General features: G+C 74.0%; 23 protein-coding genes. 7 read left to right on the top strand and 16 right to left on the bottom strand.

The genetic code is table 11. The features are described 5' to 3' along the window. Window positions 1–44: 44 nt before the first annotated feature. A complete protein-coding gene (locus Q0795_RS10585; protein ID WP_298889483.1) occupies window positions 45–2,045 on the bottom strand; it encodes a PhoX family phosphatase in 2,001 nt (666 codons plus the stop codon). A 174-nt stretch (window positions 2,046–2,219) separates the two neighbouring features. On the opposite strand from Q0795_RS10585, the gene Q0795_RS10580 reads away from it, so the two are divergent. Then, window positions 2,220–3,215 (top strand): hypothetical protein, encoded by a 996-nt coding sequence (locus Q0795_RS10580; RefSeq protein ID WP_298889481.1) that lies wholly within the window; start codon window positions 2,220–2,222, stop codon window positions 3,213–3,215. Here Q0795_RS10580 and Q0795_RS10575 read toward each other — a convergent pair. From Q0795_RS10575 to Q0795_RS10545, 7 genes are all read right to left on the bottom strand, one after another. Continuing rightward, a complete protein-coding gene (locus tag Q0795_RS10575) occupies window positions 3,185–5,956 on the bottom strand; it encodes an MMPL family transporter (RefSeq protein WP_298889479.1) in 2,772 nt (923 codons plus the stop codon). The two genes, Q0795_RS10580 and Q0795_RS10575, sit on opposite strands and share 31 nt — an antisense overlap. A gap of 18 nt (window positions 5,957–5,974) precedes the next feature. Beyond that, on the bottom strand, window positions 5,975–6,643 hold the full coding sequence (locus tag Q0795_RS10570) for a TetR/AcrR family transcriptional regulator (protein ID WP_298889477.1): 669 nt from the start codon (window positions 6,641–6,643) through the stop codon (window positions 5,975–5,977). A gap of 63 nt (window positions 6,644–6,706) precedes the next feature. After that, complete coding sequence (gene rarD, locus Q0795_RS10565) at window positions 6,707–7,687, bottom strand: EamA family transporter RarD (protein ID WP_298889475.1); 981 nt, start codon at window positions 7,685–7,687, stop codon at window positions 6,707–6,709. Between the two features lie 9 nt (window positions 7,688–7,696). Further along, the gene (locus Q0795_RS10560) at window positions 7,697–8,986 is read right to left on the bottom strand and encodes a 2-oxoacid:ferredoxin oxidoreductase subunit beta (RefSeq protein ID WP_298889473.1); all 1,290 of its coding nucleotides are present in this window, start codon (window positions 8,984–8,986) and stop codon (window positions 7,697–7,699) included. Then, window positions 8,983–10,878, bottom strand: coding sequence for a 2-oxoacid:acceptor oxidoreductase subunit alpha (locus Q0795_RS10555; RefSeq protein WP_298889471.1), 1,896 nt, complete (start codon window positions 10,876–10,878; stop codon window positions 8,983–8,985). Before Q0795_RS10555 ends, Q0795_RS10560 begins: the two co-directional genes overlap by 4 nt. 58 nt (window positions 10,879–10,936) lie before the next feature. Further along, on the bottom strand, window positions 10,937–11,257 hold the full coding sequence (locus Q0795_RS10550) for a TraR/DksA C4-type zinc finger protein (protein ID WP_298889470.1): 321 nt from the start codon (window positions 11,255–11,257) through the stop codon (window positions 10,937–10,939). Window positions 11,258–11,293: 36 nt separating this feature from the next. Beyond that, complete coding sequence (locus Q0795_RS10545; RefSeq protein WP_298889469.1) at window positions 11,294–12,388, bottom strand: peptidoglycan bridge formation glycyltransferase FemA/FemB family protein; 1,095 nt, start codon at window positions 12,386–12,388, stop codon at window positions 11,294–11,296. A gap of 71 nt (window positions 12,389–12,459) precedes the next feature. Here Q0795_RS10545 and Q0795_RS10540 point away from each other — a divergent pair, with 71 nt between their 5' ends. Further along, window positions 12,460–13,311, top strand: coding sequence for a hypothetical protein (locus Q0795_RS10540; RefSeq protein ID WP_298889468.1), 852 nt, complete (start codon window positions 12,460–12,462; stop codon window positions 13,309–13,311). 2 nt (window positions 13,312–13,313) lie between these two features. Here Q0795_RS10540 and Q0795_RS10535 read toward each other — a convergent pair whose 3' ends face one another. After that, window positions 13,314–13,820 carry a low molecular weight protein-tyrosine-phosphatase gene (locus Q0795_RS10535; RefSeq protein ID WP_298889466.1) on the bottom strand — a complete coding sequence of 169 codons (507 nt, stop codon included), beginning with the start codon at window positions 13,818–13,820 and terminating at the stop codon, window positions 13,314–13,316. 42 nt (window positions 13,821–13,862) lie between these two features. Here Q0795_RS10535 and Q0795_RS10530 point away from each other — a divergent pair, with 42 nt between their 5' ends. The 4 genes from Q0795_RS10530 (at window position 13,863) to Q0795_RS10515 (ending at window position 17,155) form a co-directional block, all read left to right on the top strand. After that, window positions 13,863–14,612, top strand: coding sequence for a fructosamine kinase family protein (locus tag Q0795_RS10530; protein ID WP_298889464.1), 750 nt, complete (start codon window positions 13,863–13,865; stop codon window positions 14,610–14,612). A gap of 71 nt (window positions 14,613–14,683) precedes the next feature. Further along, window positions 14,684–16,174: a serine hydrolase gene (locus Q0795_RS10525; RefSeq protein WP_298889462.1), complete on the top strand. Its 1,491-nt coding sequence runs from the start codon at window positions 14,684–14,686 to the stop codon at window positions 16,172–16,174. An 11-nt stretch (window positions 16,175–16,185) separates the two neighbouring features. Then, window positions 16,186–16,542 carry an NADH-quinone oxidoreductase subunit A gene (locus Q0795_RS10520; RefSeq protein ID WP_298889796.1) on the top strand — a complete coding sequence of 119 codons (357 nt, stop codon included), beginning with the start codon at window positions 16,186–16,188 and terminating at the stop codon, window positions 16,540–16,542. Window position 16,543: 1 nt separating this feature from the next. Next, window positions 16,544–17,155, top strand: coding sequence for an NADH-quinone oxidoreductase subunit B family protein (locus Q0795_RS10515; protein WP_366942465.1), 612 nt, complete (start codon window positions 16,544–16,546; stop codon window positions 17,153–17,155). Window positions 17,156–17,175: 20 nt separating this feature from the next. On the opposite strand, the gene Q0795_RS10510 is transcribed toward Q0795_RS10515, so the two are convergent. The 4 genes from Q0795_RS10510 to Q0795_RS10495 form a co-directional block, all read right to left on the bottom strand. Beyond that, window positions 17,176–17,793, bottom strand: coding sequence for an OmpA family protein (locus tag Q0795_RS10510; RefSeq protein ID WP_298889460.1), 618 nt, complete (start codon window positions 17,791–17,793; stop codon window positions 17,176–17,178). Further along, window positions 17,790–18,410: a hypothetical protein gene (locus tag Q0795_RS10505; protein WP_298889459.1), complete on the bottom strand. Its 621-nt coding sequence runs from the start codon at window positions 18,408–18,410 to the stop codon at window positions 17,790–17,792. Before Q0795_RS10505 ends, Q0795_RS10510 begins: the two co-directional genes overlap by 4 nt. A 101-nt stretch (window positions 18,411–18,511) precedes the next feature. Next, window positions 18,512–19,723, bottom strand: a complete 1,212-nt coding sequence (locus Q0795_RS10500) for a serine/threonine-protein kinase (protein WP_298889457.1) — start codon at window positions 19,721–19,723, stop codon at window positions 18,512–18,514. Next, window positions 19,720–20,352 carry an RNA polymerase sigma factor gene (locus tag Q0795_RS10495; RefSeq protein ID WP_298889456.1) on the bottom strand — a complete coding sequence of 211 codons (633 nt, stop codon included), beginning with the start codon at window positions 20,350–20,352 and terminating at the stop codon, window positions 19,720–19,722. The genes Q0795_RS10500 and Q0795_RS10495 overlap by 4 nt, the downstream gene beginning before the upstream one ends. A 67-nt stretch (window positions 20,353–20,419) precedes the next feature. Here Q0795_RS10495 and Q0795_RS10490 point away from each other — a divergent pair, with 67 nt between their 5' ends. Beyond that, window positions 20,420–21,046, top strand: a complete 627-nt coding sequence (locus tag Q0795_RS10490; protein WP_298889454.1) for an NADH-quinone oxidoreductase subunit C — start codon at window positions 20,420–20,422, stop codon at window positions 21,044–21,046. Here Q0795_RS10490 and Q0795_RS10485 read toward each other — a convergent pair. Genes Q0795_RS10485 through Q0795_RS10475 form a run of 3 tightly spaced genes read right to left on the bottom strand, consistent with a single transcriptional unit; the run spans window position 21,043 to window position 22,882 of the window. Further along, window positions 21,043–21,492: a GNAT family acetyltransferase gene (locus Q0795_RS10485; RefSeq protein ID WP_298889452.1), complete on the bottom strand. Its 450-nt coding sequence runs from the start codon at window positions 21,490–21,492 to the stop codon at window positions 21,043–21,045. The genes Q0795_RS10490 and Q0795_RS10485 overlap by 4 nt on opposite strands. A 17-nt stretch (window positions 21,493–21,509) precedes the next feature. Then, window positions 21,510–22,352 (bottom strand): DUF4097 family beta strand repeat-containing protein, encoded by an 843-nt coding sequence (locus Q0795_RS10480; protein WP_298889450.1) that lies wholly within the window; start codon window positions 22,350–22,352, stop codon window positions 21,510–21,512. 11 nt (window positions 22,353–22,363) lie between these two features. Beyond that, complete coding sequence (locus Q0795_RS10475) at window positions 22,364–22,882, bottom strand: toxin-antitoxin system HicB family antitoxin (RefSeq protein ID WP_298889448.1); 519 nt, start codon at window positions 22,880–22,882, stop codon at window positions 22,364–22,366. Window positions 22,883–22,983 lie beyond the last annotated feature (101 nt).

Below are 22,983 nucleotides of genomic sequence, written 5' to 3'. Positions count from 1 at the left end.
GAGCGGGCGCCGCGGTCCGGGGGAGCGGGCGCCGCGGGCCGGGCTCAGCGCCGGCGCCGCCCCGGGTAGACGTGAGCCACGCCGGGCCGGGGGACGCTGTCGCCCAGGTAGGGGTACGCGCTGGCCCCACCCTCCCCGGGGTGCTGCACGGTGACGAGCACCGAGCGGTCCTCCCAGGAGATGACCGGCCCGCAGCACTCGGCACCGGTCGGCACCGAGAGGAACTGCTGGACCAGGCCCCGGTCGGGCCCGGTGGTCGGCATGCGGAAGAGGCCGTCGCAGGTACCGATGGTGCCGGGCGCCCCGTCGGTGCTGATCCACAGGTGGCCGGGCTCACCGTCGAAGGCGACGTTGTCCGGGCAGCTGATGGGGGTGACCTCCCGCCGGTCGAGGCCGGAGAAGTAGGTGCTGGGGTCGGAGGGGTCGCCGGCGACCAGGACGATCCTCCACCGGAACCGCAGCGCCGCGGCGTCGTCCCCGTCCTCACGCCACTCGATGACGTGCCCGAACTTGTTGTTCGCCCGCGGGTTGGCCTCGTCGATCTGGCCCGGCGTGCGCGCGGTGTTGTTGGTCAACGCGACGTACACACGGCCGGTCGACGGGTCGGGCTGCACGTCCTCGGGTCGGTCCATCTTGGTGGGTCCCACCGTGTCGGCGGCCAGCCGCGTCCAGGTGCAGACCTCCGCCACGGTCATGCCCTCGACCCGTGACTCGCCGCCGACCACGAGCGGGAGCCACTCGCCGTCGCCGTCGTACTGCCCGTCCTGCAGGCCGTCGCCGGTGAACCGCGCGACGTAGAGGTCGCCGTCGGAGAGCAGCCGCATGTTGTGGCGCTGGTCGCCCTCGCGGTAGCGGCGGCGGGAGACGAACTTGTAGACGTAGTCGAAGCGCTCGTCGTCGCCCATGTAGGCGACGGCCCGCCCGTCGTGGGCCAGCCGGATGGTGGCTCCCTCGTGCTTGAAACGCCCGAGCGCCGTGTGCTTCACGGGGGTGGAGCCGGGGTCGTCGGGGTCGACCTCGACGATCCAGCCGAAGCGGTTGACCTCGTTCGGCTCCTCGAGGACGGAGAAGCGGCGGTCGGCCTGCTCCCAGCCGCGTCCCCCGGACGTGATGCCGTAACGGGCCAGCCTGCCCTCGGGGTCCGGGGCGCCGGTGGCGTCGAAGTACTGGTTGACGTTCTCCTCACCGGAGAGCACGGTGCCCCAGGGGGTGTCCCCGCCGGCGCAGTTGTTCAGCGTGCCGAGCACGCGGCGCCCACGACGGTCGGTGCTGGTCCGCATCCACTCCTGCCCGGCGGCGGGGCCGTCGAGCGCGAAGGTGGTCCACGCGTGGATGCGGCGGTTCCGGTCCCCGCGCCGCTGGTAGGTCCACGGGGACCGGTCGTTCTTGCGGCGGACCTCGACGATGGTCATCCCGTGTGCGGCCATCTCGATCTCGGCCTGCTCCGGGGTGACCGCACCGCTCCAGTCCGGGAACATCAGCTCGGGGTTGGTGTACTCGTTGTTGACAACGATGACCCCGCGCCGCCTCCGCCAGCCCCGATCGCCGTCCTGACGCAGGGTGAGGTAGTCGGCGTTGTAGCCGGCCTGTCCCTTCTGGGCCTCGACGCTCTGCCGGTCGACGTCGAAACGGGGCGCGCCGGGCTCGACCGGGTCGCCCCAGGAGATGACCGCCGCCCAGGTGAACCCCTCCGGCACGACCAGGTCGTCGACATCGGCGGGCGTGGGGGAGATGGAGGGGAAGCCGCGCCGACGGCCCTCCGGTCCCGCCAGGTCGCCCTGCGCCTCCCCGGCCGCGGCTGCCGTGTCCGGGGTCGCGGCCGCGGTCCACGCCACCCCGGCCAGCGCGGCGGTCCCTCCCGTGAGCACCGTGCGGCGCGCCACGGCGGACCGCACCACGTCGCCGAAGTAGCTGTTGTCGCTGGTGTTCGGCACGGGCTGCGAGCAGGCGTCCCCGCAGCGGTAGCGGCAGGTCGCGGCACTGCGTCCGCCGGGGTGGGCGGCGAGGAGCGGCAGCAGGTTCCGGCGCTCGGTGAGCGGGTTCATGGGGGTCCTTCCCGTAGGGACAGGTCCGGGCCGTGACCCCGGACGTCTGCGAACCTAGGCCCGGCCAGCACCCCTCCCGACGACGCGGAGATGAATCCCCGCGGTCGGTCCGGTGACGTCTTCGCGCCGGTCGCGGCGACTACGCTGGACCTCCCCACTGGAAGGAGGCCGGACGTGCGCCGCACCCTGGCCGGACTCTGGGCGATCCTGCCGCTGGCGGCCCTGCTGCTCGCCCTGGCCGTCGTGCCGCCCCCGGACCGCGTGCCGACGCACTGGTCGGGCCGGGTGCCCGACGGCTTCGCGAGCGGGCCGGGCTTCGTGGCGGGGGTCCTCGCGACCGTGGTCGTCTGCACCGTCCTCGCGGCCGTCGCCTCCGTCGCGCGCCGCCTGGTCCCCCCGAGCTGGGGCCGCTGGGTCCTCGCGGCGGTCGCCGGGGTCTCCTGGGGTGCGGTCCTGCTCTACCTCGTGACGGCCTGGAGGGTGGGCGTCGACGGCGCGCAGGGCGTTCGCGAGGGGTGGCCGCTGCTGGCCGTCCTGGGGGCGCTGCTCGCCGGGCTCGTGGGGTATGCCGTGCACGGCCGGTGGGTGCCCAGCGCGGAGGAGCTGGCCGACCTGGTCCCGGAGCGGTCGCGGGTGCAGCCGGTGCGTGGACGGGCGGTGCAGCCGGTGCACCCGTGGGTCTCGGACGTCTCGTCCCGGACCCTGAGGGTGCTGGCCGTCGGTCTGCTCGTGGTCTTCGCCGTCGTCGCGGTGGTGCTGCTGGCGGCCGGGGAGGGCGTGGTGCTGCTCGTGGTCGTCCTGGTCACCGGGCTCGGCGCGGGCGGGCTGGCGCTGCTGTGGTCCGCCGTCACCGTCGAGGTCGACGAGGACGGGCTCCGGGTGCGGTCGCGCGTGCTCCGGGTGCCCGTCCTCCGGGTCCGCGCCGGGCAGGTCGTCGGGGTGGACGTGCAGGACCTCGACCCCATGCGCTGGGGCGGGATCGGGCTGCGGGCCCTCCCGGACCGCACCGCCTACATCGTCGACGCCGGCGGTCCCGGCATCGTGGTCTACCTGCGCACCGGGCGCCGGCTCGCGCTGCAGATCACCGAGGGTGACCAGGCCGCGCGGGTCGGCGCCCGGACGCTGCTGCGCGCCGCGGGTCAGCGGGTCGGAGCGGGCTCGGCCTCCTGACCGGGCAGGTCGGTCTGCGCACCGGCTCCGGCACCGAGGTGACGCTCCAGGCTGGCCCCCTCGACGTCCACGTCGGGCAGGATCCGGTCGAGCCAGCGCGGCAGCCACCACGCCCGCTCGCCGAGCAGCGACATCACCGCCGGGGTCAGGGTCATCCGCACGAGGAAGGCGTCGACGAGGACACCGACGGCCAGGCCCAGCCCGATGGGTCGCACCATCGTCAGGTGCGCCCACACGAAGCCGGCGAAGACCGAGATCATGATGATCGCCGCGGCGGTGACGACCCGCGCACTGTGGTTGAAGCCGGCCACCACGGCGTCCCGGGCCGCCCGCCCGTGCACGTGCTCCTCGCGCATCGCCGACACCAGGAAGACCTGGTAGTCCATGGCGAGGCCGAAGAGGATGCCGATGAGCAGGATCGGCAGGAAGGACAGGATCGGACCGGCCTCATTGACCCCGAAGAAGCTGGACGCGAGGCCCAGCTGGTAGACCCCGACGACGGCACCGAAGGCCGCACCGATGCTCAGCAGGAACCCGCCGGTCGCGAGCAGCGGCACGACCACCGACCGGAAGACGAGCAGCAGCAGGATGAGCGAGAGCCCGACCACGACGACGAGGTAGATCGGCAGCGCGTCGGCGAGCTGCTCCGAGACGTCGATGTTCGCCACGGTCTGGCCGGTCAGCCCCAGGGTCGCGCCCTGGTCCTGCCCGATCTGCTCGACCGCGGGGCCGAGGCGGTCGACGAGCGCCTCGGTGGAGGCGTCGGCCGGCCCGCCCTCGGGCTGCACCCGGAACGCCAGGACGTCCCGGTCGTCGTTGACGCCGGCCGGGAGCACCTGCTCCACCCCGTCGACGGCGGCCAGCTCCTCGCCCAGGTCCGCCTGGGTCGTGAAGAGCGCCGTGTCGCCCTCGGCGACCGGCTCGTCCAGCTCGGCCACGACGAGGACCGGGCCGTTGGCCCCGGCGCCGAACTCCTCCCGCACGGTGTCATAGGTGGTGTATGCCGTGGAGCCGGCGGGCTCGGTGCCACCGTCCGGCAGCCCGAGGCGCAGCTGCGCGGTCGGCCAGGCGAGCGCGCCGACGACGAGGAGGACCCCCGCCAGCGACAGCCACGGGTGGCGCTGCACACGGGCGGCCCACCCGCGGCCCAGATCGTCGGCCTGCTCGGCCGGGGACTCCTCGTGACGCCCCTGGACGCCGCCGGAGCGCTCCCGCCGGGGCAGCACCCGCTCACCCATGAGCGAGAGCATGGCTGGGGTGAGGGTGATGGCGACCAGGACGGCGATGGCGACCGTCGCCGCCGCCACGACACCCATGATCCCCAGGAAGGGGATCCCGGTCAGGGTGAGCGCGACGAGGGCGATGATGACGGTGAGGCCGGCGAAGGTCACCGCGTTGCCGGAGGTCCCCACCGCGAGCGCGATCGAGGGAGCGATCGGCATACCGCGGCGGAGCTGCTCGCGGTGCCGGTTGATGAGGAACAGGGAGTAGTCGATCCCGACCGCCAGGCCGAGCATGAGGGCCAGCACCGGGGTGATGGACTGCATGTCGACGAAGCGGGAGAGGGCCAGGGCGCCGGTGAGGCCGACCCCGACGCCGACGAGCGCCATGAGGATCGGCAGCCCGGCGGCGATGAGGCTGCCCAGCATGACGAGCAGCACGACCGCCGCGATGACCAGGCCGATGACCTCGCCCGGTCCGAGCAGGCTGGACAGGTCGTCGGTGATCTCCTTGGAGAAGTCGACCGCCAGCCCCTCGCTCTCGACGTCGTTGCCGATGCGCTGGATCGCCTCGGTGGTCTCCGGCGGGATGAACCCCTCGGCGTCGGCGACCGAGACCTGGGTCAGCGCCGTGGTCCCGTCCTCGCTCACGACCCGGAAGCCCTCGGTGAGGTCGGCGAGACGGGCGGCGGCGGCGAGGTCCTCCTCGCCCTGGGCGACCTCGGCCTCCCCGTCCTCCAGCTCGGTGGCGCTGCTCTCCAGCTCCTGCTCGCCCGAGGCGAGCTCCTCCTCGCCCGCCTCGAGCTGCTCGCGCTGGGCGTCGATCTCGGCCTGGGCGGCGGCCAGCTGCTCGCGGCCGGCGTCGAGCTGCGCCTGCCCGGCCGCGATCTCGGCGCGGGCCTGCTGCTCGGCCTCCGGGGGCACCTGACCGGCGGCGACACCGGCCTCGAGCTGCTCCAGCTGGGCGTCCAGCTCGGCCTGCGACTCCTCGAGGGTGGCGGCCTGGGCGTCCAGCTCCTCCTGGCCCTCCTCGAGCTGGGCCCGCCCGTCCGTCAGCTCCTGCCGGGCCTGCTCCAGGTCGGCGCGTCCCTGCTCCAGCTGGTCCCGTCCGTCCGCCAGCTGCTCGCGGGCGTCGGCGAGCTCGGCCCGCCCGTCCTCGAGGTCGCCCTGGGTGGCGTCGAGCTGGTCCTGGGCCTCGAAGGGGTCGACGGCGGTGACGCCGTCCAGCTCCTCCCACTCCTGCACGGCGTCGGCGACGGCCGAGCGCTGGGCGTCGGTGAAGCCGTCGTCGCTGCGGAAGACGACGGTGCCCGTCGTGCCCGCGGCGTCCGGGATCTCCTCCTGCAGCGTCTCCAGGACCGCCTCGAACCGGCTTCCGGGGATGGAGAACTCGTTGGAGAGCGGCTTGGCCATGGTGAGCATGCCGGTGACGGTGAGGCCGAGCACGGCGGCCCAGATGGCGACGACGCCCAGGCGGTGCTGGGCGCACCAGCGCCCCAGTCGGTGCAGCAGGGTGGCCACGGTGGTCCTTTCGGTGGGTCAGGCGGAGGGGGAGCGCCAGCCGTCGGCCAGCAGGCCGAGGGCGCGGTCCAGGTGGTCGTGGAAGCGGGTGACGTCGGCGGGGGAGAGCTGCTCGGGGCGGTCGACGTCGAGGTCCTTGAGCCACGCCTCCTCGGTGGCCTGGAAGCAGCTCATGACGGCCGAGGCCAGGGTGGCGACGAAGAGCGGGTCGGCCCCGGGCAGCACGTCGTGCAGCCGTTCGCGCAGCCACGCGGCCAGGTCGGCCCACACCGTGCGCTCCAGGAGGACCGTGGCGTCGGTGTCCGCGCCGTGGCGGTTCAGGGCGACGAACCACCCGAGGAGGTCCTCGGGGATGCCGTGCGTGCGGGTCAGCCCGCGCAGGGCGGTGACAGGGTCGTCACCGATGACCTCGGGGTCCAGCTGGACGATCATCGCCGCCGCGTGGTCGGCGAAGACGGCGCTGAGCACCGCCGGGATGCTGCCGAAGTAGTTGAAGAAGGTGCGGCGGGACACCCCGGCCCGCTCGGCGACCTGGTCCACGGTGACGTCCGCGGCGGGGAGCTCGGCGACCAGCTCGCGCAGCGCCCCCACGATCGCCGCACGCGTGCGCACCTTGTTGAGCTCGCGACGGCCCGGCGCTGCGGGGTCCGGCCCGCCGCCCCCCACGGAGTCCGGTCGCACAGTCACACCATCGAGCATACGTAAACCTGCACGGTGTGCAAAATTGCACCGCGTGCAGGTGTGCTCGACCTAGCAGGAGGCCGGGTCGGCCAGGTCGGGGCGCTCCTCCCGGGCGTCCCGGGCGTCCCGGGCCCGGGCGCGACGCTGCGCCCTGGTCCGGTGGACCTGGCGCACCATGTCGGCGGACAGCACCACCAGGGCGACCCAGACCAGGGCGAAGCCGACCCAGCGGGAGGCGGGCACGGTCTCGCCGAGGAGCAGGACGCCGGTGAGCAGCTGCAGGAAGGGGGTGAGGAACTGCAGCAGGCCGACCGTCGACAGCGGCACCCGGCTCGCCGCGGCGGCGAAGAGCAGCAGCGGCACGGCGGTGGCCAGACCGGTCGACATGAGCAGGGCGGTGTGCAGCTCGCCGTGGCCGCCCCACGTGGTCTCCCCGGCCTGGTCGAGCCACCACAGGATGAGCAGCGCCAGCGGCAGCACCGTCGCCGTCTCGCCGACGAGCGAGCGCAGCGGGCTCAACGACACCCCGAGGCGGTTCTTCAGCAGGCTGTAGCTCGCGAACGAGCAGGCCAGGGCGAGGCTGATCCAGGGCGGTGAGCCGTAGTCCACGGAGAGGTACACCGCGGCAGCGGCGCCGATGCCCACCGCGGTCCACTGCAGCCTCCGCAGGCGCTCACGCAGGATGAGGACGCCGAGGGCCACGGTCACCAGGGGGTTGAGGAAGTAGCCCAGCGCCGCCTCCGTGACATGACCGGTGAGCACGGCGTAGGTGTAGATGCCCCAGTTGGTCGTGATGAGCAGCCCCGCGAGCATCACCCCACCCAGCCTCCGGGGGGTGCGGGCGAGCTCCACCATCCAGCGCAGGTCCCGGGTGAGGAGCAGGACGGCGAGGCACAGCACCAGGGTCCACACGATGCGGTGCGCGACGATCTCCCACGGCCCGGCCGGCCGGAGAGCGGCGAAGTAGAGCGGGAAGACGCCCCACAGGAGGTAGGCGAGGAAGCCGTAGGCCGTGCCGTGCTGCCGTCGGCGTTCGGCCTCATCCGTCACCGTCGCATCCTAGGGGGTGCCCTCGTCCTCGTAGACCTCCTCGCCCTCCTCGACGAGCGCCTCCCCGGCGGCTGGCGTCGGGCCCTCGGTGGTCTCCCCCTCGAGCAGCTGCTCGACCTGCCCCGGCCGGGTGCCGTCGACGGTCCAGGTGTCCCGGCCGTGCAGCAGCGCGTCGAGCGAGGCCGTGTCCCGGGTGGTCCCGGCCGTGGCCTGCTGCACCTGCTCGCGCACGCCGTCGTCGTAGGTGGGGCGCTCCACCTGACGGAAGATGCCCATGGGCACGGTCTGCATGCTCGGGTCGTCGAGGCGCGAGAGCCCGAAGGCGCTCGTCGGGTCGGGGTCGGCCGGGTCGTGCACGACGACGGTATGCCCTTGCGGCACGGCCTGCTCCGGGACCACCTGCAGGCGGCCCTCGGGGTCGCGGACGACGACCTTGGCCTCCGGGCTCCCCTCGGCGCCGATGCGCACCGGCTCGTGGGCGCGCAGGTGCGCCACCCGGCCGGTCGCCTCGTCCCGGTCCTTGAGCAGCTGGAAGGCGCCGTCGTTGAAGATCGGGCAGTTCTGGTAGATCTCGACCAGGGAGGTGCCGCGGTGCGCGGCGGCGGCCCTGAGCACCTCGGTGAGGTGGGCACGGTCGGAGTCCATCGTCCGCGCCACGAAGGTCGCCTCCGAGCCCAGCGCGAGCGAGACCGGGTTGAAGGGATGGTCCACCGAGCCGGACGGCGTCGACTTGGTCACCGCGCCGACGTCCGACGTGGGGGAGTACTGCCCCTTCGTCAGGCCGTAGATCTTGTTGTTGAACAGCAGGATCGTGAGGTTGACGTTGCGCCGCATCGCGTGGATGAGGTGGTTGCCCCCGATCGACAGCGCGTCACCGTCCCCGGTCACGACCCAGACCGACAGGTCTTCCCGCGAGGTCGCCAGACCGGTGGCGATGGCCGGCGCGCGCCCGTGGATGGAGTGCATCCCGTAGGTGTCGAGGTAGTAGGGGAAGCGGCTGGAGCAGCCGATCCCGGAGACGAACACGATGTTCTCGCGGCGCAGCCCGAGGTCGGGCAGGAAGCCCTGCACCGCCGCCAGGACGGCGTAGTCGCCGCACCCGGGGCACCAGCGCACCTCCTGGTCGGAGGTGAAGTCTTTCTTGGTCTGCGTCGAGCCGTCCCCGAGCGTGGGCACGCCCTCGGTGCCCCGGCGGGTCGGCAGGCCGAGCTCGGTGGTGCTGTTCCCGGGGTTCACGGGGGCGGAGCCCCTGGAGTCGTTCCGGGGGTTCACGGGGGCGGAGCCCCTGTGCGTGGTCATACCGTCACCTCCTGCGACTGGACCTCCATGAGGTTCTCGTGGACGACCTGCGCGAGCTCACCGGCGGTGAACGGCAGGCCACGGACCTGGGTATGGCTGCGGACGTCGACGAGGTAGGTCCCGCGCAGCAGCAGCGCGAGCTGACCGAGGTTCATCTCGGGCACGACGACCCGGTCGTAGCGGCGCAGGACGTCCCCGAGGTCGGCGGGGAAGGGGTTGAGGTGGCGCAGGTGGGCCCGGGCGACCTTCGCACCGGTGGCGCGCACCAACCGGGTGGCGGCACCGATGGGGCCGTAGGTCGACCCCCATCCGAGCACGAGGACGCGCGCCTCGCCGCTGGGGTCGTCCACCTCCAGGGGCGGTATGGAGTCGGCGATCGCCCCGATCTTGGCCTGCCGCAGGCGCACCATCCGGTCGTGGTTGGCCGGGTCGTAGGAGATGTTGCCGGTGATGTCGGCCTTCTCGATGCCGCCGATGCGGTGCTCCAGCCCGGGGGTGCCGGGCACCGCCCAGGGTCGGGCGAGGGTCTGCTCGTCCCGCAGGTAGGGGTGGAAGACCGGCTCGCCGCGCTCGTCGGTGGCGTTGGGCTCGGTGGTGTGCCGGACGGTGAGGTCGGGCAGCTGGGCGGCCGCCGGGATCTGCCAGGGCTCGGAGCCGTTGCCGAGGTAGCCGTCGGACAGCAGGATGACCGGGGTGCGGTAGGTCGTCGCGATGCGGACCGCCTCCAGTGCCGCGTCGAAGCAGTCGGTCGGCGACTGGGCGGCCACGACGGCGACCGGCGACTCTCCGTTGCGGCCGTGCAGCGCCTGCAGCAGGTCCGCCTGCTCGGTCTTGGTCGGCAGCCCGGTCGAGGGACCACCGCGCTGGATGTCGATGACGAGCAGCGGCAGCTCGGTCGCGACGGCGAGCCCGATGGTCTCGCTCTTCAGCGCCAGGCCCGGCCCGGAGGTGGTCGTCACCCCGAGGGCCCCCCCGAAGCTGGCGCCCAGCGCCATCCCGATGGCGGCGATCTCGTCCTCGGCCTGCAGGGTGGTGACGCCGTGCGCCTTGAGCGTGGACAGCTGGTGCAGGACGTCCGAGGCGGGGGTGATGGGGTAGGACCCGAGCACCAGCGGCAGCCCGGTGCGGTAGGCCGAGGCCACCAGCCCCAGCGCCAGCGCCTGGTTGCCGGTGATGGTGCGGTAGGTCCCGGGGGTCATCGGCGCCGGCGCCACCTGGTAGCGCACCGCGAAGTCCTCGGTGGTCTCGCCGTAGGCGTGGCCGGTGCGCAGTGCGGTGAGGTTGGCCTCGAGGATCTCGGGCGCCTGCGCGAACTTGGCGCGCAGGAAGGCCTCGGTCGAGGCGGTGTCGCGCGAGTACAGCCAGGACAGCAGGCCCAGCGCCAGCATGTTCTTGGCGCGTTCCTTCTCCTTGCGGGTCAGCCCGTCGAACGCGGCCAGCGCCTCGACCGTCATCGACGTCAGCGGCAGGGCGTGCACGTGGTAGCCCGCGTCGGCGAGCGAGTCGTCCTCCAGCGGGTTGGCGGCATACCCCACCTTGGCGAGGTTGCGCCGGGTGAACTCGTCGGAGTTGACGATGACCGTCGCGCCGCGCGGCAGGTCCGGCAGGTTGGCCTTGAGCGCCGCCGGGTTCATCGCGACGAGCACGTCCGGCGCGTCCCCGGGGGTGGCGATGTCGTGATCGGCGAAGTGGACCTGGAAAGAGCTGACGCCCGGCAGCGTGCCCTGGGGCGCGCGGATCTCGGCGGGGAAGTTCGGCAGCGTGGACAGGTCGTTGCCCAGGGCCGCGGTGTCGGAGGTGAAGCGGTCGCCGGTGAGCTGCATCCCGTCCCCGGAGTCCCCGGCGAAACGGATCACGACGCGCTCGAGCTGGTGCAGTGGAGTAGAAGACATGTCAATAGACAAGACTACTCTCCCCTAATAGCGGTTCGGACCCCGCCGCAGCCCGCCGTCAGCCGTGGCGCACGCAGGTGGTCGCCCAGGGCCGGGCCTCCAGGCGGCCCTCGGGGATGCGCTCGCCGCACACCCGGCAGCGCCCGTAACCGCCGTCCTCGAGCGCGGCCAGCGCCGTGTCGATCTCGGCCAGGAGGCCCTGCAGGTTGTCGTGGGCGCTCACCGCGGTCAGCCGGTCGACGGCCATGGCGGTGCCGTCCCCGACCCGCTTGCCGAAGGAGATGCTGCCCTGGTCCTGGACGGGGGCGCTCAGCTGCTCCATCTGGGCGACGACCTCGGCCCGCTTGGCCTCCAGCTCCCCACGCGCCTGCTCGTCCATCGGCCCAGCATGGCACGCGGCGGGTCCGTCGGCGTCTCAGAGGATGTCGTCGGTGGTGCCGAAGCTGCGGTAGTTGAGGTAGGACCGGCGCACCTTGAGCGCCGTGCGCAGCGGGGTGCTCAGCGGCGACAGGGAGAGGTCGTAGGCCGGGAACCAGTAGCGTTGCGACCCGAACTTCAGCTTCATCCGCAGCACGCCGAAGGAGTGCTTCTTCTCGTCCAGCAGCCGCGGGATGCCCCACAGGTCGAGCCGGGAGTAGCCGTGCTCGTGGGCGTCGGTGATCGCCGACCAGTAGAACGCGTCGGGCGCCTTGGCGTCCTTGCGCTTCTCGCCCTCCGAGGGCGGGCGGTCGTCGCGCACCGACCCGCCGTAGAGGTAGGCGGTGGTGTCGCCGAGCCCCAGGAAGAAGCCGCCCGCGAGCGCGCGGCCCTCGTGCCGGGAGAGCACCAGGTAGGCCTCGCCGCCGTCCTGGTCGGCCTCCCGCAGGAGCGTCTCGTAGTAGCGGCGGGGGAAGGCGCCCAGGCTGGACCGCTCGTTGGTCGCGGTGAAGATCTCCCAGAAGTCCTCGAAGCTCTCGTCCCGGCCGGCCTGCACCCCCATCCGTTCGGCCGTGCGCACGTTGCGGCGGGCCATCTTGTGCAGCCCGGCGAAGACGGTGTCCGGCTCCTGGCTGGTGTCGATGAGGATGGTGTGCTCGGGCTGCTCGGTCCGGGCGCGTCGGAAGGGACCGATGCGGTCGGGGATGACCGCCTGCTCGGCCGCCAGGTCCTCCTGCTCGGGGCTGTCACCGGCGACGAGGGGCTCCGGCGGTTCGATCGTGAGGAAGTGGTCGGTGCGGCGTGCGACCTGACGGACCGCCCGGGCGAACTCGGGCAGCAGCGACCGGTCGGCCAGGACCGGCCCGCGGGGGGCATACAACGTGCTGACGCCCGGAGCCAGCGACTTGCGCATCAGCTGCACGGCACCGACGGTGCGCCCGCCCTGGCGCACGAGGTAGCGCACCGGCTCCTGACCCAGCACCCGCCGGGCCTCGCCGTAGCCCCAGCCTTGCAGGGGGCTGCTCACCGGCAGGTCGAGCAGGGTTGCCATGTAGGACGCGCGGTCGGTGGCCGTCTCCAGGGTCAGGGTCATGGCGACAGGGTAGCCGTCGGGCGGGCACCCTCCGAGGACGACGAGCCGGGGCGCTGGCACACTCGGGGACCATGGTCGAGACAGTCGCGGGAGAGGCGGTCGACGCCCTCGGGTGGGAGCACCTGGTGCCGCCCGACCTGCGGGGCCGGACCGTGGTGGTGACCGGGGCGAGCGACGGGATCGGGCGGGAGAGCGCGCTGCACCTGGCCCGGTGGGGTGCCCGGCTCGTCCTCCCGGTGCGCGACCGGCGCGCGGCGAGCGACATCCGCGGTCTGCTGGACGGCGAGCGGGCCGACCTGGTCAACGTGGCCGGGGTGGTGTCGCCGGGTCGGCGGGAGACCGTGGACGGGTTCGAGCTGCTGCTGGGGGTCAACGCGCTGGCCCCGATGCTCCTCACGGAGTCCCTCCTGCCCGTCGTGCGCGAGAGGGTGGTCCTGGTCACGTCGCACGCGCACACCTCGGGCCGGATGGACCACGACGACCCCCACTTCCGGCGGACCCGGTGGACCCTGCCCCGGGCCTACTCCCGGGCCAAGCTCACCGCGATGCTCTGGGGGCTCGACCTCGGCGCCCGGATGCCGGCGGGCACCCAGGTGCAGCTGACGCACCCCGGCTGGGTGGTCACCAACCTCCAGAACGCCAGCGGCCACGCGCGCGTCGACCGGCTCGTCACCATGGCCAGCCGGCCGCTCGCGATGACGGCCGCCCAGGGGGCCGCCGCCGTGCTCTTCTCGCTCACCCAGCCGCTGCCGCCCGGGTCCTACGTCGGTCCCGACGGGTGGCAGCACCTGCGCGGCCGGCCCACGCTGATCCGACGCTCCGCGCGGGCCCTGGACCGCGGGGAGGCCGCGCGGACCGTGGCCTGGATGCGGCGCGAGGTGGGTCTGGACGGGACCGCGCCGGGCCGGGCCGGGCCCGCCTGACCTCAGCGCCGGGCCCGCTGCGTCGTGAGGACCTCCTCGAGCCGGCCTTCCCGGAGGGCGGCGACCAGGCCGGCCACGGCCTCCTCGACCTGGTCGTACATCGCGACGAACGCCTCGCGGGACCGGCCCCAGGGGTCGGGCACGTCCCGGACGCCCCCGCCCGCGTCGGGGGCGAAGGCCCCCAGGCGCACCACCCTGGCGGCCTCCTCGGGCGTCCGGGCCAGCGCCAGCAGGTCCTCCTCGTTGGAGGAGTCCATGGCGAGCACGAGATCGGCCCGGTCGAAGTCGTCGGCGCCGAACTGCGCCCCCCGGGTGGTGAAGGCGTAGCCGCGGCGCTCGCCCTCCGCGCTGGAGGCCGGGTTCGGTCGCTCACCCACGTGGTAGTCGGCCGTCCCGGCCGAGCTCACGCTCACGCCCTCGATCCCGGCCTCGTCCAACGCGCGGACGAGCACGGCCTCCGCGGCGGGGGAGCGGCAGACGTTGCCCAGGCAGACGGTCATGATGTGCATGCCCCCCACCCTCTCACCGGCGCCGGCTGCAAGGGTGGGGCCATGACACGGGCGGACGGACCTTTCACCAAGACCCGCGCGGACGCACCGGCGTTGTTCTTCGACCGGGAGGCCGTGGGGCTGCGGGCCCTGGCTGCGGCGGGTGCGCGGGTGCCCGAGGTGCTCGGGGTCTCGCGGACCCGCATCAGCATCGAGCAGGTGCCGTCCGGAGGTCACCGCACCGCCGCCTCGGAGGAGGCCTTCGGTCGCGAGCTGGCCGCCCTCCACCGGACCACGGGAGACCGGTACGGCGCGGTGGACGGCGAGCCCACGGCATACCTCGGGGACTGCCCGGTCGACCTCGCCCCCTGCGACACCCTCGCGGAGTCCTGGCTCGACCGCCGGGTGGTGCCGCTGACCCGCCGGGCGGTCGAGTCCGGCCGGCTCGACCCCTCGGCGATGGAGGACGCCCGGGCCCTGGGTGCCGGGCACCTGGGACCGGTCGAGCCGCCCACGCTGGTCCACGGGGACCTGTGGGCCGGCAACCGGCTCGTCGACGACCGCGGCCGCAGCTGGCTCATCGACCCGTGCGCGCACTACGCCCACCGGGAGGTGGACCTCGCGATGATGCAGCTGTTCGGCGGGTTCAGCGGGCGGGTGCTCGCGGCCTACGTCGAGGCGTTCCCCCTGGCCGAGGGATGGGAGCGCAGGACCGCGGTCTTCCAGACGGTGCCGCTGCTCGTGCACGTCCTCCTCTTCGGCGGCGGGTATGCCGCGCAGGCCGGCGACGCGCTGCGCGCCGCCCGGGGCTGACCGAGGGACAGGCCGGTCCGCCGGCTGGCCGGGGCACGTGCTGAGATGGGGTGTGAGGTGAGGAGGCGGTCGTGCGGCGGGTCATCGGTGGGGTGCTCGTGGCCTCGCTGCTGCTCGCGGGGTGCACGGACGAGTACGACGACGACGTCGCGGTGACCTCCACCCCGCCGCTGGTGGTGCAGACGGCTGCGCCGGAGGACTCCGCCGCGACCTCCGGCCCGCCCGAGGGCGGCGCCACCCCGTCCCCGCCGGAGCCGGTCGACCCGGCCGACGCGATCGGCGACGCCGAGCTGCTCGGCGCGGTCGAGTGGGTGCTGGAGCTGCTGGAGGAGGACGCCGAGGGGCCGACCGTGCAGGAGGCCACCGAGCGCTTCGCCCCGGACTTCCTGGAGGAGGTCTCCCCGGTCGAGCTGGGCCTGGTGCTGGCCCAGGTCCGCAGCGCCGGCCCCTACGTCGTCACCGGCGTCGTCCCGAGCTCCGGGGTGGGCCGCGCCGCCACCCTCAGCCTGGCGGCGCAGGACCCGCTGCTCATGACGGTCGGTGTGGACGAGCAGGGCCGGATCGCCACCGTGTTCCTCCAGCCGGACACCTCGGGGGAGCCGCCCGTGGTCGACGCCTGGCCCGACCTCGACGCCGCCCTCGCCGAGCTCGGCGGCACCAGCCAGGTGGTGGTCGGCCGGGTCCAGGGGGGCACCTGCGAGACGACCTACACGACCTCGGGGGTGGAGCCGGGCGGCGACGCCGTCCCGAGCGCCTCGGTGGTCAAGCTGCTCGTCCTGCTCGCCGTGGCCGAGGAGGTGCGGTCGGGCGGGCTGACGTGGGACGAGGAGCTGACCCTCGGGGCGGGCGTCGTGAGCCTGCCCTCCGGTGAGCTGCAGGACCGCCCGGAGGGGTCCACGGTGCCGGTCCGCGAGGCTGCCGAGCTGATGATCTCGATCAGCGACAACACCGCCACCGACCTGCTCATGGACCGGGTGGGCCAGCGCGCCCTGCGCGAGGCCGCGGTCGACGCGGGCCTGGACCCGACCGCGACCATGCCCGTCCCGACCACCCGGCAGGTCTTCCAGCTCGGGTGGCAGGTGGACAGCGAGGTGCGGACGCGGTGGGCCGAGGCCCAGGTGCCCGAGACCCGCGAGGCGATCCTCGCGGACCTGCCCGACGAGCTCGACATCGCCCCGGAGACGGTGACCGAGCCGCGGTGGCAGGACGGCATCGGCTGGTTCCTCACCGGTGCGCAGGTCTGCTCCCTGCACGCCCGGCTGCAGCAGCTCGCCGGGGGGCCCGCCGGTGGGCCCGTGCGGGAGATCCTCGCCCGCAACCCGGGGCTGCCTCCGCCCGAGGGCGTGGGCTACCAGGCGTTCAAGGGCGGCTCCCTGCCCGGCGTGCTCGCGATGTCGTTCTACGTCGAGCCGCAGGAGGGTGAGGGCGAGAGCCCCGGGGCCGGGGCGCCGGAGGGCCTCGTGCTGGTCGTGCAGACGCGCAGCACGGAGCCGGTCGACCAGCTGCGCGCCGCGACCGTCGTCGGTGCCGGCCTGCAGCACCTCGTGGACTCCGGCGGCTAGGCTGACCGGTGATGTCGGACTACGTCGTCGTCGCCCTGGTGACGCTGCTCGGGGTCGCCCTGGTGGCGACCGCCACGGGCGCGCGCCGGCTGCTGGCGCCGAGCGACCTGACCCCCGCCAAGGTGACGACCTACGAGTCCGGGGTGGACCCGGTCGGCTCGGGTTGGGAGCAGGGCAGCGTGCGCTACCTCGTCTACGCCCTGCTCTACGTCGTCTTCGCCGTCGACGCGGTCTACCTCTTCCCCTGGGCGCTGGTGCTGCGCTCCGACCTCGGGCCGGCCAGCCTGGTCGAGATGGGCCTGTTCATCGGCGTGCTCGTCGTGGCCCTCCTGCACGTGTGGCGACGCGGTCTGCTGCGGTGGTGGTGACGTGGGCGAGCAGGTGAGCGAGCGGCATACCACCAGCCTGCCGACCCCTCGGGTCGGTGCGCCGGTCGAGCGCGCCCCCCGTGCGGTCCAGGTCGTGCTCAACTGGGGCCGGAAGTACTCCCTGTGGGTCTTCAACTTCGGCCTGGCCTGCTGCGCGATCGAGTTCATCAGCGCCTCCATGGCGCGGCACGACTTCATCCGGCTGGGCGTCATCCCGTTCGCGCCCGGGCCGCGGCAGTCCGACCTCATGGTGGTCTCGGGCACGGTCACCGACAAGATGGCCCCGGCGATCCGCCGGCTCTACGACCAGATGCCCGAGCCCAAGTACGTCATCTCCTTCGGCGCCTGCTCCAACTCCGGCGGGCCCTACTGGGACAGCTACTCGGTCACCAAGGGCGTCGACCAGATCATCCCGGTCGACGTCTACGTGCCCGGCTGCCCCCCGCGGCCGGAGGCGCTGCTGCACGGCATCGTCACGCTGCAGGAGCAGATCGCCGCGGAGACCCCGGGTCGCGCGCGGGCCGGGGCGGTGCACGGCTCGAGGTATGCCGACCGCCCCGTGAGCGGGGCCGAGGTCACCCGTGGCCTGGTCGCGCCGCCGGACCACGGGTGAGCCACCTCGGGTGAGCCGCCTCAGGACCCCTCGGAGTACCTGATCTCCACCCGGCGGTTCTGCTGACGGCCCTCGGGGTCGTCGCGCCCGTCCTCGTGGGTGTTGGGGGCGACCGGCTCGGAGGAGCCCCGGCCCTCGGCGGTGATCCGGGACTCCTCGATGCCCTGCTCGACCAGGTAGTCGGCCACGGCCCTGGCCCGGTCCTGCGAGAGCGGCTGGTTGACGGCGTCGCCGCCGACCGGGTCGGTGTGCCCGGTGACCTCCACCGGAGCCTCGCCCTCCTCGAGCACGGCCACGACGGTGTCCAGGCTCCGGGTGGCGGTGGGACGCAGCTGCGCGGAGCCGAAGTCGAAGAGGAACTGGTCGGAGATCTGCACGACGGTCGCCTCCCCCTCGCTCTCGGCGTCGAGGGCCTCCTCCAGCTCCTCGGTCCCCACGTCCTCGGGGTCGGTGTAGAAGAACGAGACCGAGGTCAGGGGAGCCTCCCACGCGGTGTAGACGTCCACGGTCGAGCGCGGCGCCTGGAAGTCCTCCGGCACCGGGGCGGACTCACCGGCGACCGCCGTCGCGCCGCAGCCGGCGAGGACGAGGAGGGCGCCGACGGCCATGGCACCGGGGGTGCGGGCAGCCGCCTTCACGACGCGCCCCCGACGGGGATCTCGAAGAGCAGGCCTTCCCACTCCCCGCCGATGGCCTCGAAGTCCAGGGTCACCTGCTCCGCGTCGGGGTCCAGGCGGCCCGGGAACACCAGGCCGGCCTCGACGCCCTGGCCGGGCTCCAGCGTCAACCGCTGGCCGTCGCCGCCGGCCTGGACGACGAAGGGGTAGACCCGGCCTCGGTCGTCGAAGACACGCGGCTCGGTGGACCCGTTGCCGGAGCCGTACCACGTGTCGACGGACTCGGTCCCGTCGTTGACGACGGTGACCTCCGCCTCGAGGTAGTAGTCGTGCACGACCAGCCGGTGCACGGTCAGGGTGAAGGCGACGTCCTCGGTGCTCACCGACTCGCTCTCCTCGACCTCGACGGTCCGCTCGGCGGCGGGCTCGACGGTCGTGGCCTCTTCGGCCCCCTCGGTCTCCTCCGTCGCGTCCGCCTGGTCCGTCGGCGGGTCCTCCTGCTCGGTGCCCGGGTCGGCCGCCGAGCCCGACGGCGGTTCCTGCGCGAACTCGGCCTGGTCGTCCCCGGCGCAGGCCGACAGGGCGAGCCCGGCGGCCAGCGCGAGGGCCAGCGCCGTGGTGCGGGTCCTGGTGTGCATGGGTGCTCCTCGTGGTCGTGGAGTGGATCTGACAGGAGGTATGTCGCCAGGACCGGCCGGAAGGTTGCGTCCGGATCGAGGCGGTTGTGACCGGAGCCGGGTCACCCCTGCGCGCTGGCCACCGACAGCTGGTGGACGGCCCGGAGCTCGCGACCCTGCTCGTCCCGGCCGGTGAGGACGAGGCGGGCCCGTCCGGGCAGCGTCGGGGAGAGCGTGACGGAGGACTGGTCGCTGACGTAGCGGCCGCCGGGGAGCAGCCACACCCACGACTCCAGACCCTCCTGCTCGATGCTGAAGGTGGCGCTGGTGCCGGTGGTGAGCTCCTCCGGCCCGGCGATGCCGACGCTGGCGCTGGTCGTCCGGTCGTCCGGCCCGGCAGCGGCCGCTCCCCAGCCGAGGACGGCACCGAGGGCCAGCAGCAGCGCGGCCCCTGCTGCCCGGAACCGGCGACGCCGACCGCCGCTCGGGGCGACCGGGGCCGGGGCTCTCGGGGCGGCGGCCGGCTCCAGCGCGGCGCGGACCTCCGTCAGCCAGGTCTCGACGTCGGGCTGCCGGTCCTCGGGGTCGGGCGCCTGCCCCCGGTCGAGCACCGCTCCCAGCGCGGGCGGGAGGTCCGCGTCCTCGCAGGCCCAGCTCAGCAGGGCGGACAGCGAGTAGAGGTCGGCCCGCCCGTCGACGAGCGCGGGGCCGCCGCGCATCTCCGGGGGGCGGAAGCCGGTCGTGCCGCCCGCCACGGTCAGCCCGGAGCTGACCGCGAGGTCCTTGCACATCCCGAGGTCGGCGACGAGCACCCGCTCGTCCTCGCGGACGAGCTGCTGGCCGGTGCGGCTCCCGGTCTCCGGGTCGCCGGTGCCTCCGGTGGAGCTGAGCAGGACGTTGGCCGGGCTGAGATCACGGTGCACGAGCTGCGCCCGGTGCACCGCAGCCAGGGCGCTGGCCAGGTGCCCTGCGAGCACCAGCACCTCCGCCCGCGACGCGGTCCACCCCGTCGGCCGCAGCCCCTCGACCCGCTCGGCGAGCGTGCCACGGTCGGCGTGCTCGAGGACGTGGTAGGGCTGCTGGCGCTCGTTCTCGCCGATGTCGAAGAGGGTGACGACGTGCGGGCTGCTGACCCGGCGCAGGGCCCGGCCCTCGGTGATGAAGCGCTCGCGCACCTCGGGGTTGAGGCTGTGGTTCTCCGCGAGGATCTTGACGACCACGGGGGCGTCCAGCCGGTCGTCGGTCGCGCGGTAGACGGTCGCGAACGAGCCGACGCCGATGACCTCCTGCGCCGTGTAGCGGCCCGCGGAGAGGTGGCGCGCAGGGGTGGTCACCGGGCGCTCCACTCCGCGGGGTCCAGCGCACCCGCGACCATGGCCCGGCCCCGGGCGATCTGCGCCTTGACCGTGCCGAGGTTGCGGTCGAGCCGGTCGGCGATCTCGGCGTAGGTGAGCCCCTCCACGTCCCGCAGGGCCACCGGCTCCCGGTAGAGCTCGGGCAGCGAGGTCAGGGCCGCGCGCACGGTCTCTCGGGTCGCCAGCATGGAGCTCATCCGCTGGGCGGGCCCCTCCTCCTCCGGGGGCAGGGGCGCGGTGGCGCGCTGGCGGCGCAGGTGGTCCACCACCCGTCGCCGGACGATGCTGTGCACCCAGGTGGACACCCGGGCGCCGCCGCGGAAGGACCGGATGGAGCTGGCCACCGAGATGAGCGTGTCCTGGCACACGTCGTCCACGGCGGAGGGGTCGAGCAGCGAGCTGCGCACGAAGCGACGGACCAGGCCGGAGGTGTCCAACTGCTCCACGAGGAGCTCGGTGGCGAGCGTCGACCCGCCGGCGGCGAGCCCGGCCAGCTCCTGCAGGAGGTCGTCGGACCCGGCCGCAGGTGCGTCCCGGACGAGGGACCGCGCCGCCAGGGCGTCCCCGGCGAGCACGGCGTCCGACACCCCCGCCCTGGCCTCCCTCATGAAGGGAGGCTATCGCGCCGGACGCGCGGGCCACGGACCGCACGAGGGCCGGGGCTACCCTCGGGTCATGCCCGGTGACGCCCTGCCGCCCCAGACCCGCCGCGTCGACGTCGGGGAGTGGCACGAGGCCGTGCGCTCCGCCCGCGACGAGGGGTATGCCTTCTTCGACTGGCTCTCCGCCGTGGACGAGAGCGACGCCGTGGTCGCGACCGAGGCCCCGGACGGGAGCGGGACCGACGCCGCGGCGGGCGAGGACGCCGGGGAGGCGAGGCTCCTCCCGGGCGTCGACGTCCTGTGCCACCTGCTACGGGTCCGTGCCCCCGGGCCGGGCGGGCTGGACCGGCTCCTGCTCCGCACCCGGGTGCCCGAGGGCGGCGCGCTGCGCTCGGTGACCGACCTGTTCCCCGGCGCGGCCTGGCACGAGCGGGAGACGCACGAGATGTTCGGGGTGAGCGTCGAGGGGTTCGACGACGGCACCGGGCTCGGGCTGCGGCCGCTGCTGCTGCCGGAGGGCTTCGAGGGCACCCCGCTGCGCAAGGACTTCGTGCTCGCCGCCCGCGCCTCGAAGCCGTGGCCCGGCGCGAAGGAGCCGGGGGAGGGGCCCGAAGGGGCGGCACCGCGGGGGCGCCGGCCACGCAGGCGGCTGCTTCCTCCCGGCGTGCCCGACCCGTCCTGGGGCCCACGCCGCGACTAGCGGTCAGGCGTGTCCTCGCGCAGGCGCTGGAGGTCCTCGTCGAGGAACCTGCCCAGGACCTGCACGCCCTGGTCGACGTAGCCCAGCCGCTCGTAGAAGCGCGCGACGGCCTCGTTCTCGGCCCGGATCATGAGCATGACCTTGGGGATGCCCCGGGTCTCGACCCAGCGCTCCGCCTCCTCCACCAGCCTCCTCCCGAGGCCCGAGCCACGGTGCGAGGGTGCGACGGCGAGGTAGTACATCCAGCCGCGGTGTCCTTCGTGGCCGACCATGACGGTGCCGACCACGGCGTCGTCCACCACGGCGCCGAGCACCGCGGACGCCGACCCGGACACCGCCATCCGGAAGTCGGCCCGCGGGTCGTTCCAGGGCCGGGTCAGACCGCTCTCGGACCACAGCCGGGCCGCGACCTCGGCGTGGTCGGGGGACAGGGGGAGGATCTGCATACCTCCATCCTGCCCGCTCAGTGGTGCACGGTGATGTCCCCGGTCCCGGTGCGGACGCCCACCGTCAGGTAGTCCTGGCCCGGCGCCGGCTCGCCCGTCCCCTCGAGGTCGCGGCGCACCTCACCGAGACCGCTGGACAGGTCGAGCCACGTCGGTATGCCGCGGGGCACCCGCACCCGCACGTCACCGGTCCCGGTGCGCACCGCCAGCTCGCCGTGGGCGTGCGCGACGTCCACGTCGCCGCTGCCGGTCGCGACGGTGGCGTCCTGATGGCTGTCGTGGACGCGGATGTCCCCGCTGCCCGAGCGGACCTCGAGCGGACCCGGGCCGGTGGAGCTGTCGACGACGACGTCGCCGGAACCGCTCGTGACCGAGCCGGCGACGAGCCGGCCCACGCGCACGTCCCCCGAGCCGGTGCTCGCGCGCAGCACGCCGACCTCCTCGATCGACAGGTCGCCGGATCCCGTGCGGACGGTGGCCGCCCCACCGGCGCCCTGGAGCACGACGTCGCCGTCCCTGGTGCTGGCCCGCAGCTCGGTGCCCTCGGGCAGGTGCACCTCCACGTGCACCCGCTCGTGGCCGGTGCCGAGGGAGAAGGACCCGATCGACACCGAGAAGCCGCGCCCACCGCCCTCCGGGCTGACCAGCGCGGGGACGTCGACGAGCACCCGGCCGCGCTGGGAGACCGCGGTGACCGGCTCGAAGTCCACCGGCCGGGCGCAGGAGAGGGTGACCTCGGCCGTGCCGGGAGGGGCGTCGTAGCGGACGGCGATGTCGCCGCTGTGGTTCTTCACCTCCAGGTGCACGAGGTCGTCCTCGGTGAAGGTGCAGGTGCGGGTCGTCCGGGTCGTGGTGTCCATGCGCTGTCCTCTCAGGCCCATCCGGTGACCCGGCGGGATCGGTGGTGGGTGGTGCTCCGGCGGCCGGGGCCGTCGGGACCGGCCGCCCGGGTGGCGGTGCGGACCGCCTGGACGACCCAGGTGTTGAGCGACTGGCCGGCCCCGGCCGCGTGCTGCTCGGCGGCCAGCTTGAGCTGGTCGGGCAGCCGCAGCGAGACCCGCGACAGCGTGCTGTCCCGGTCGTCGAGGTCCTCGGGGTGCGGACCGTGGTCACCGGGTGCCGGCGGGGGGTGCCCGTCCGCCCCGGTGCCCAGGGGCCGGACCTCCAGGACCGGGTCGCGCCCCTCCATCCGCAGGGTCACCACCGACTCCTCCAGCTGGGAGGTGATGGCGGCCGCGGCGTCGGAGAGGGCCTGGACGATGGCGAGCCGCACGGCCGGCTCGACCGCCGGGGCGATGCGGTGCACCACCTCGCGGGTCGCGTCGTCGGCCAGGGAGGTGGCCCGGTCCAGGTCCTCGGCCAGGGCGGTGAGGTATGGCTGCAGGTCCATGACGCCATCATGACATCACTATGGCGTCATGGCAAGGGCCAGGAGGGTGGGGCGGTGCGGTCCGCCGGCCGGCGCCGGAGGACCCAGCGGTGCGGCGTCGC

This window comes from uncultured Serinicoccus sp., from assembly GCF_947487915.1.
Classification (GTDB): domain Bacteria; phylum Actinomycetota; class Actinomycetes; order Actinomycetales; family Dermatophilaceae; genus Ornithinicoccus.
The sequence above is the reverse complement of the archived record's forward strand: the minus strand, read 5'-3'. Positions and strand labels throughout refer to the sequence as shown.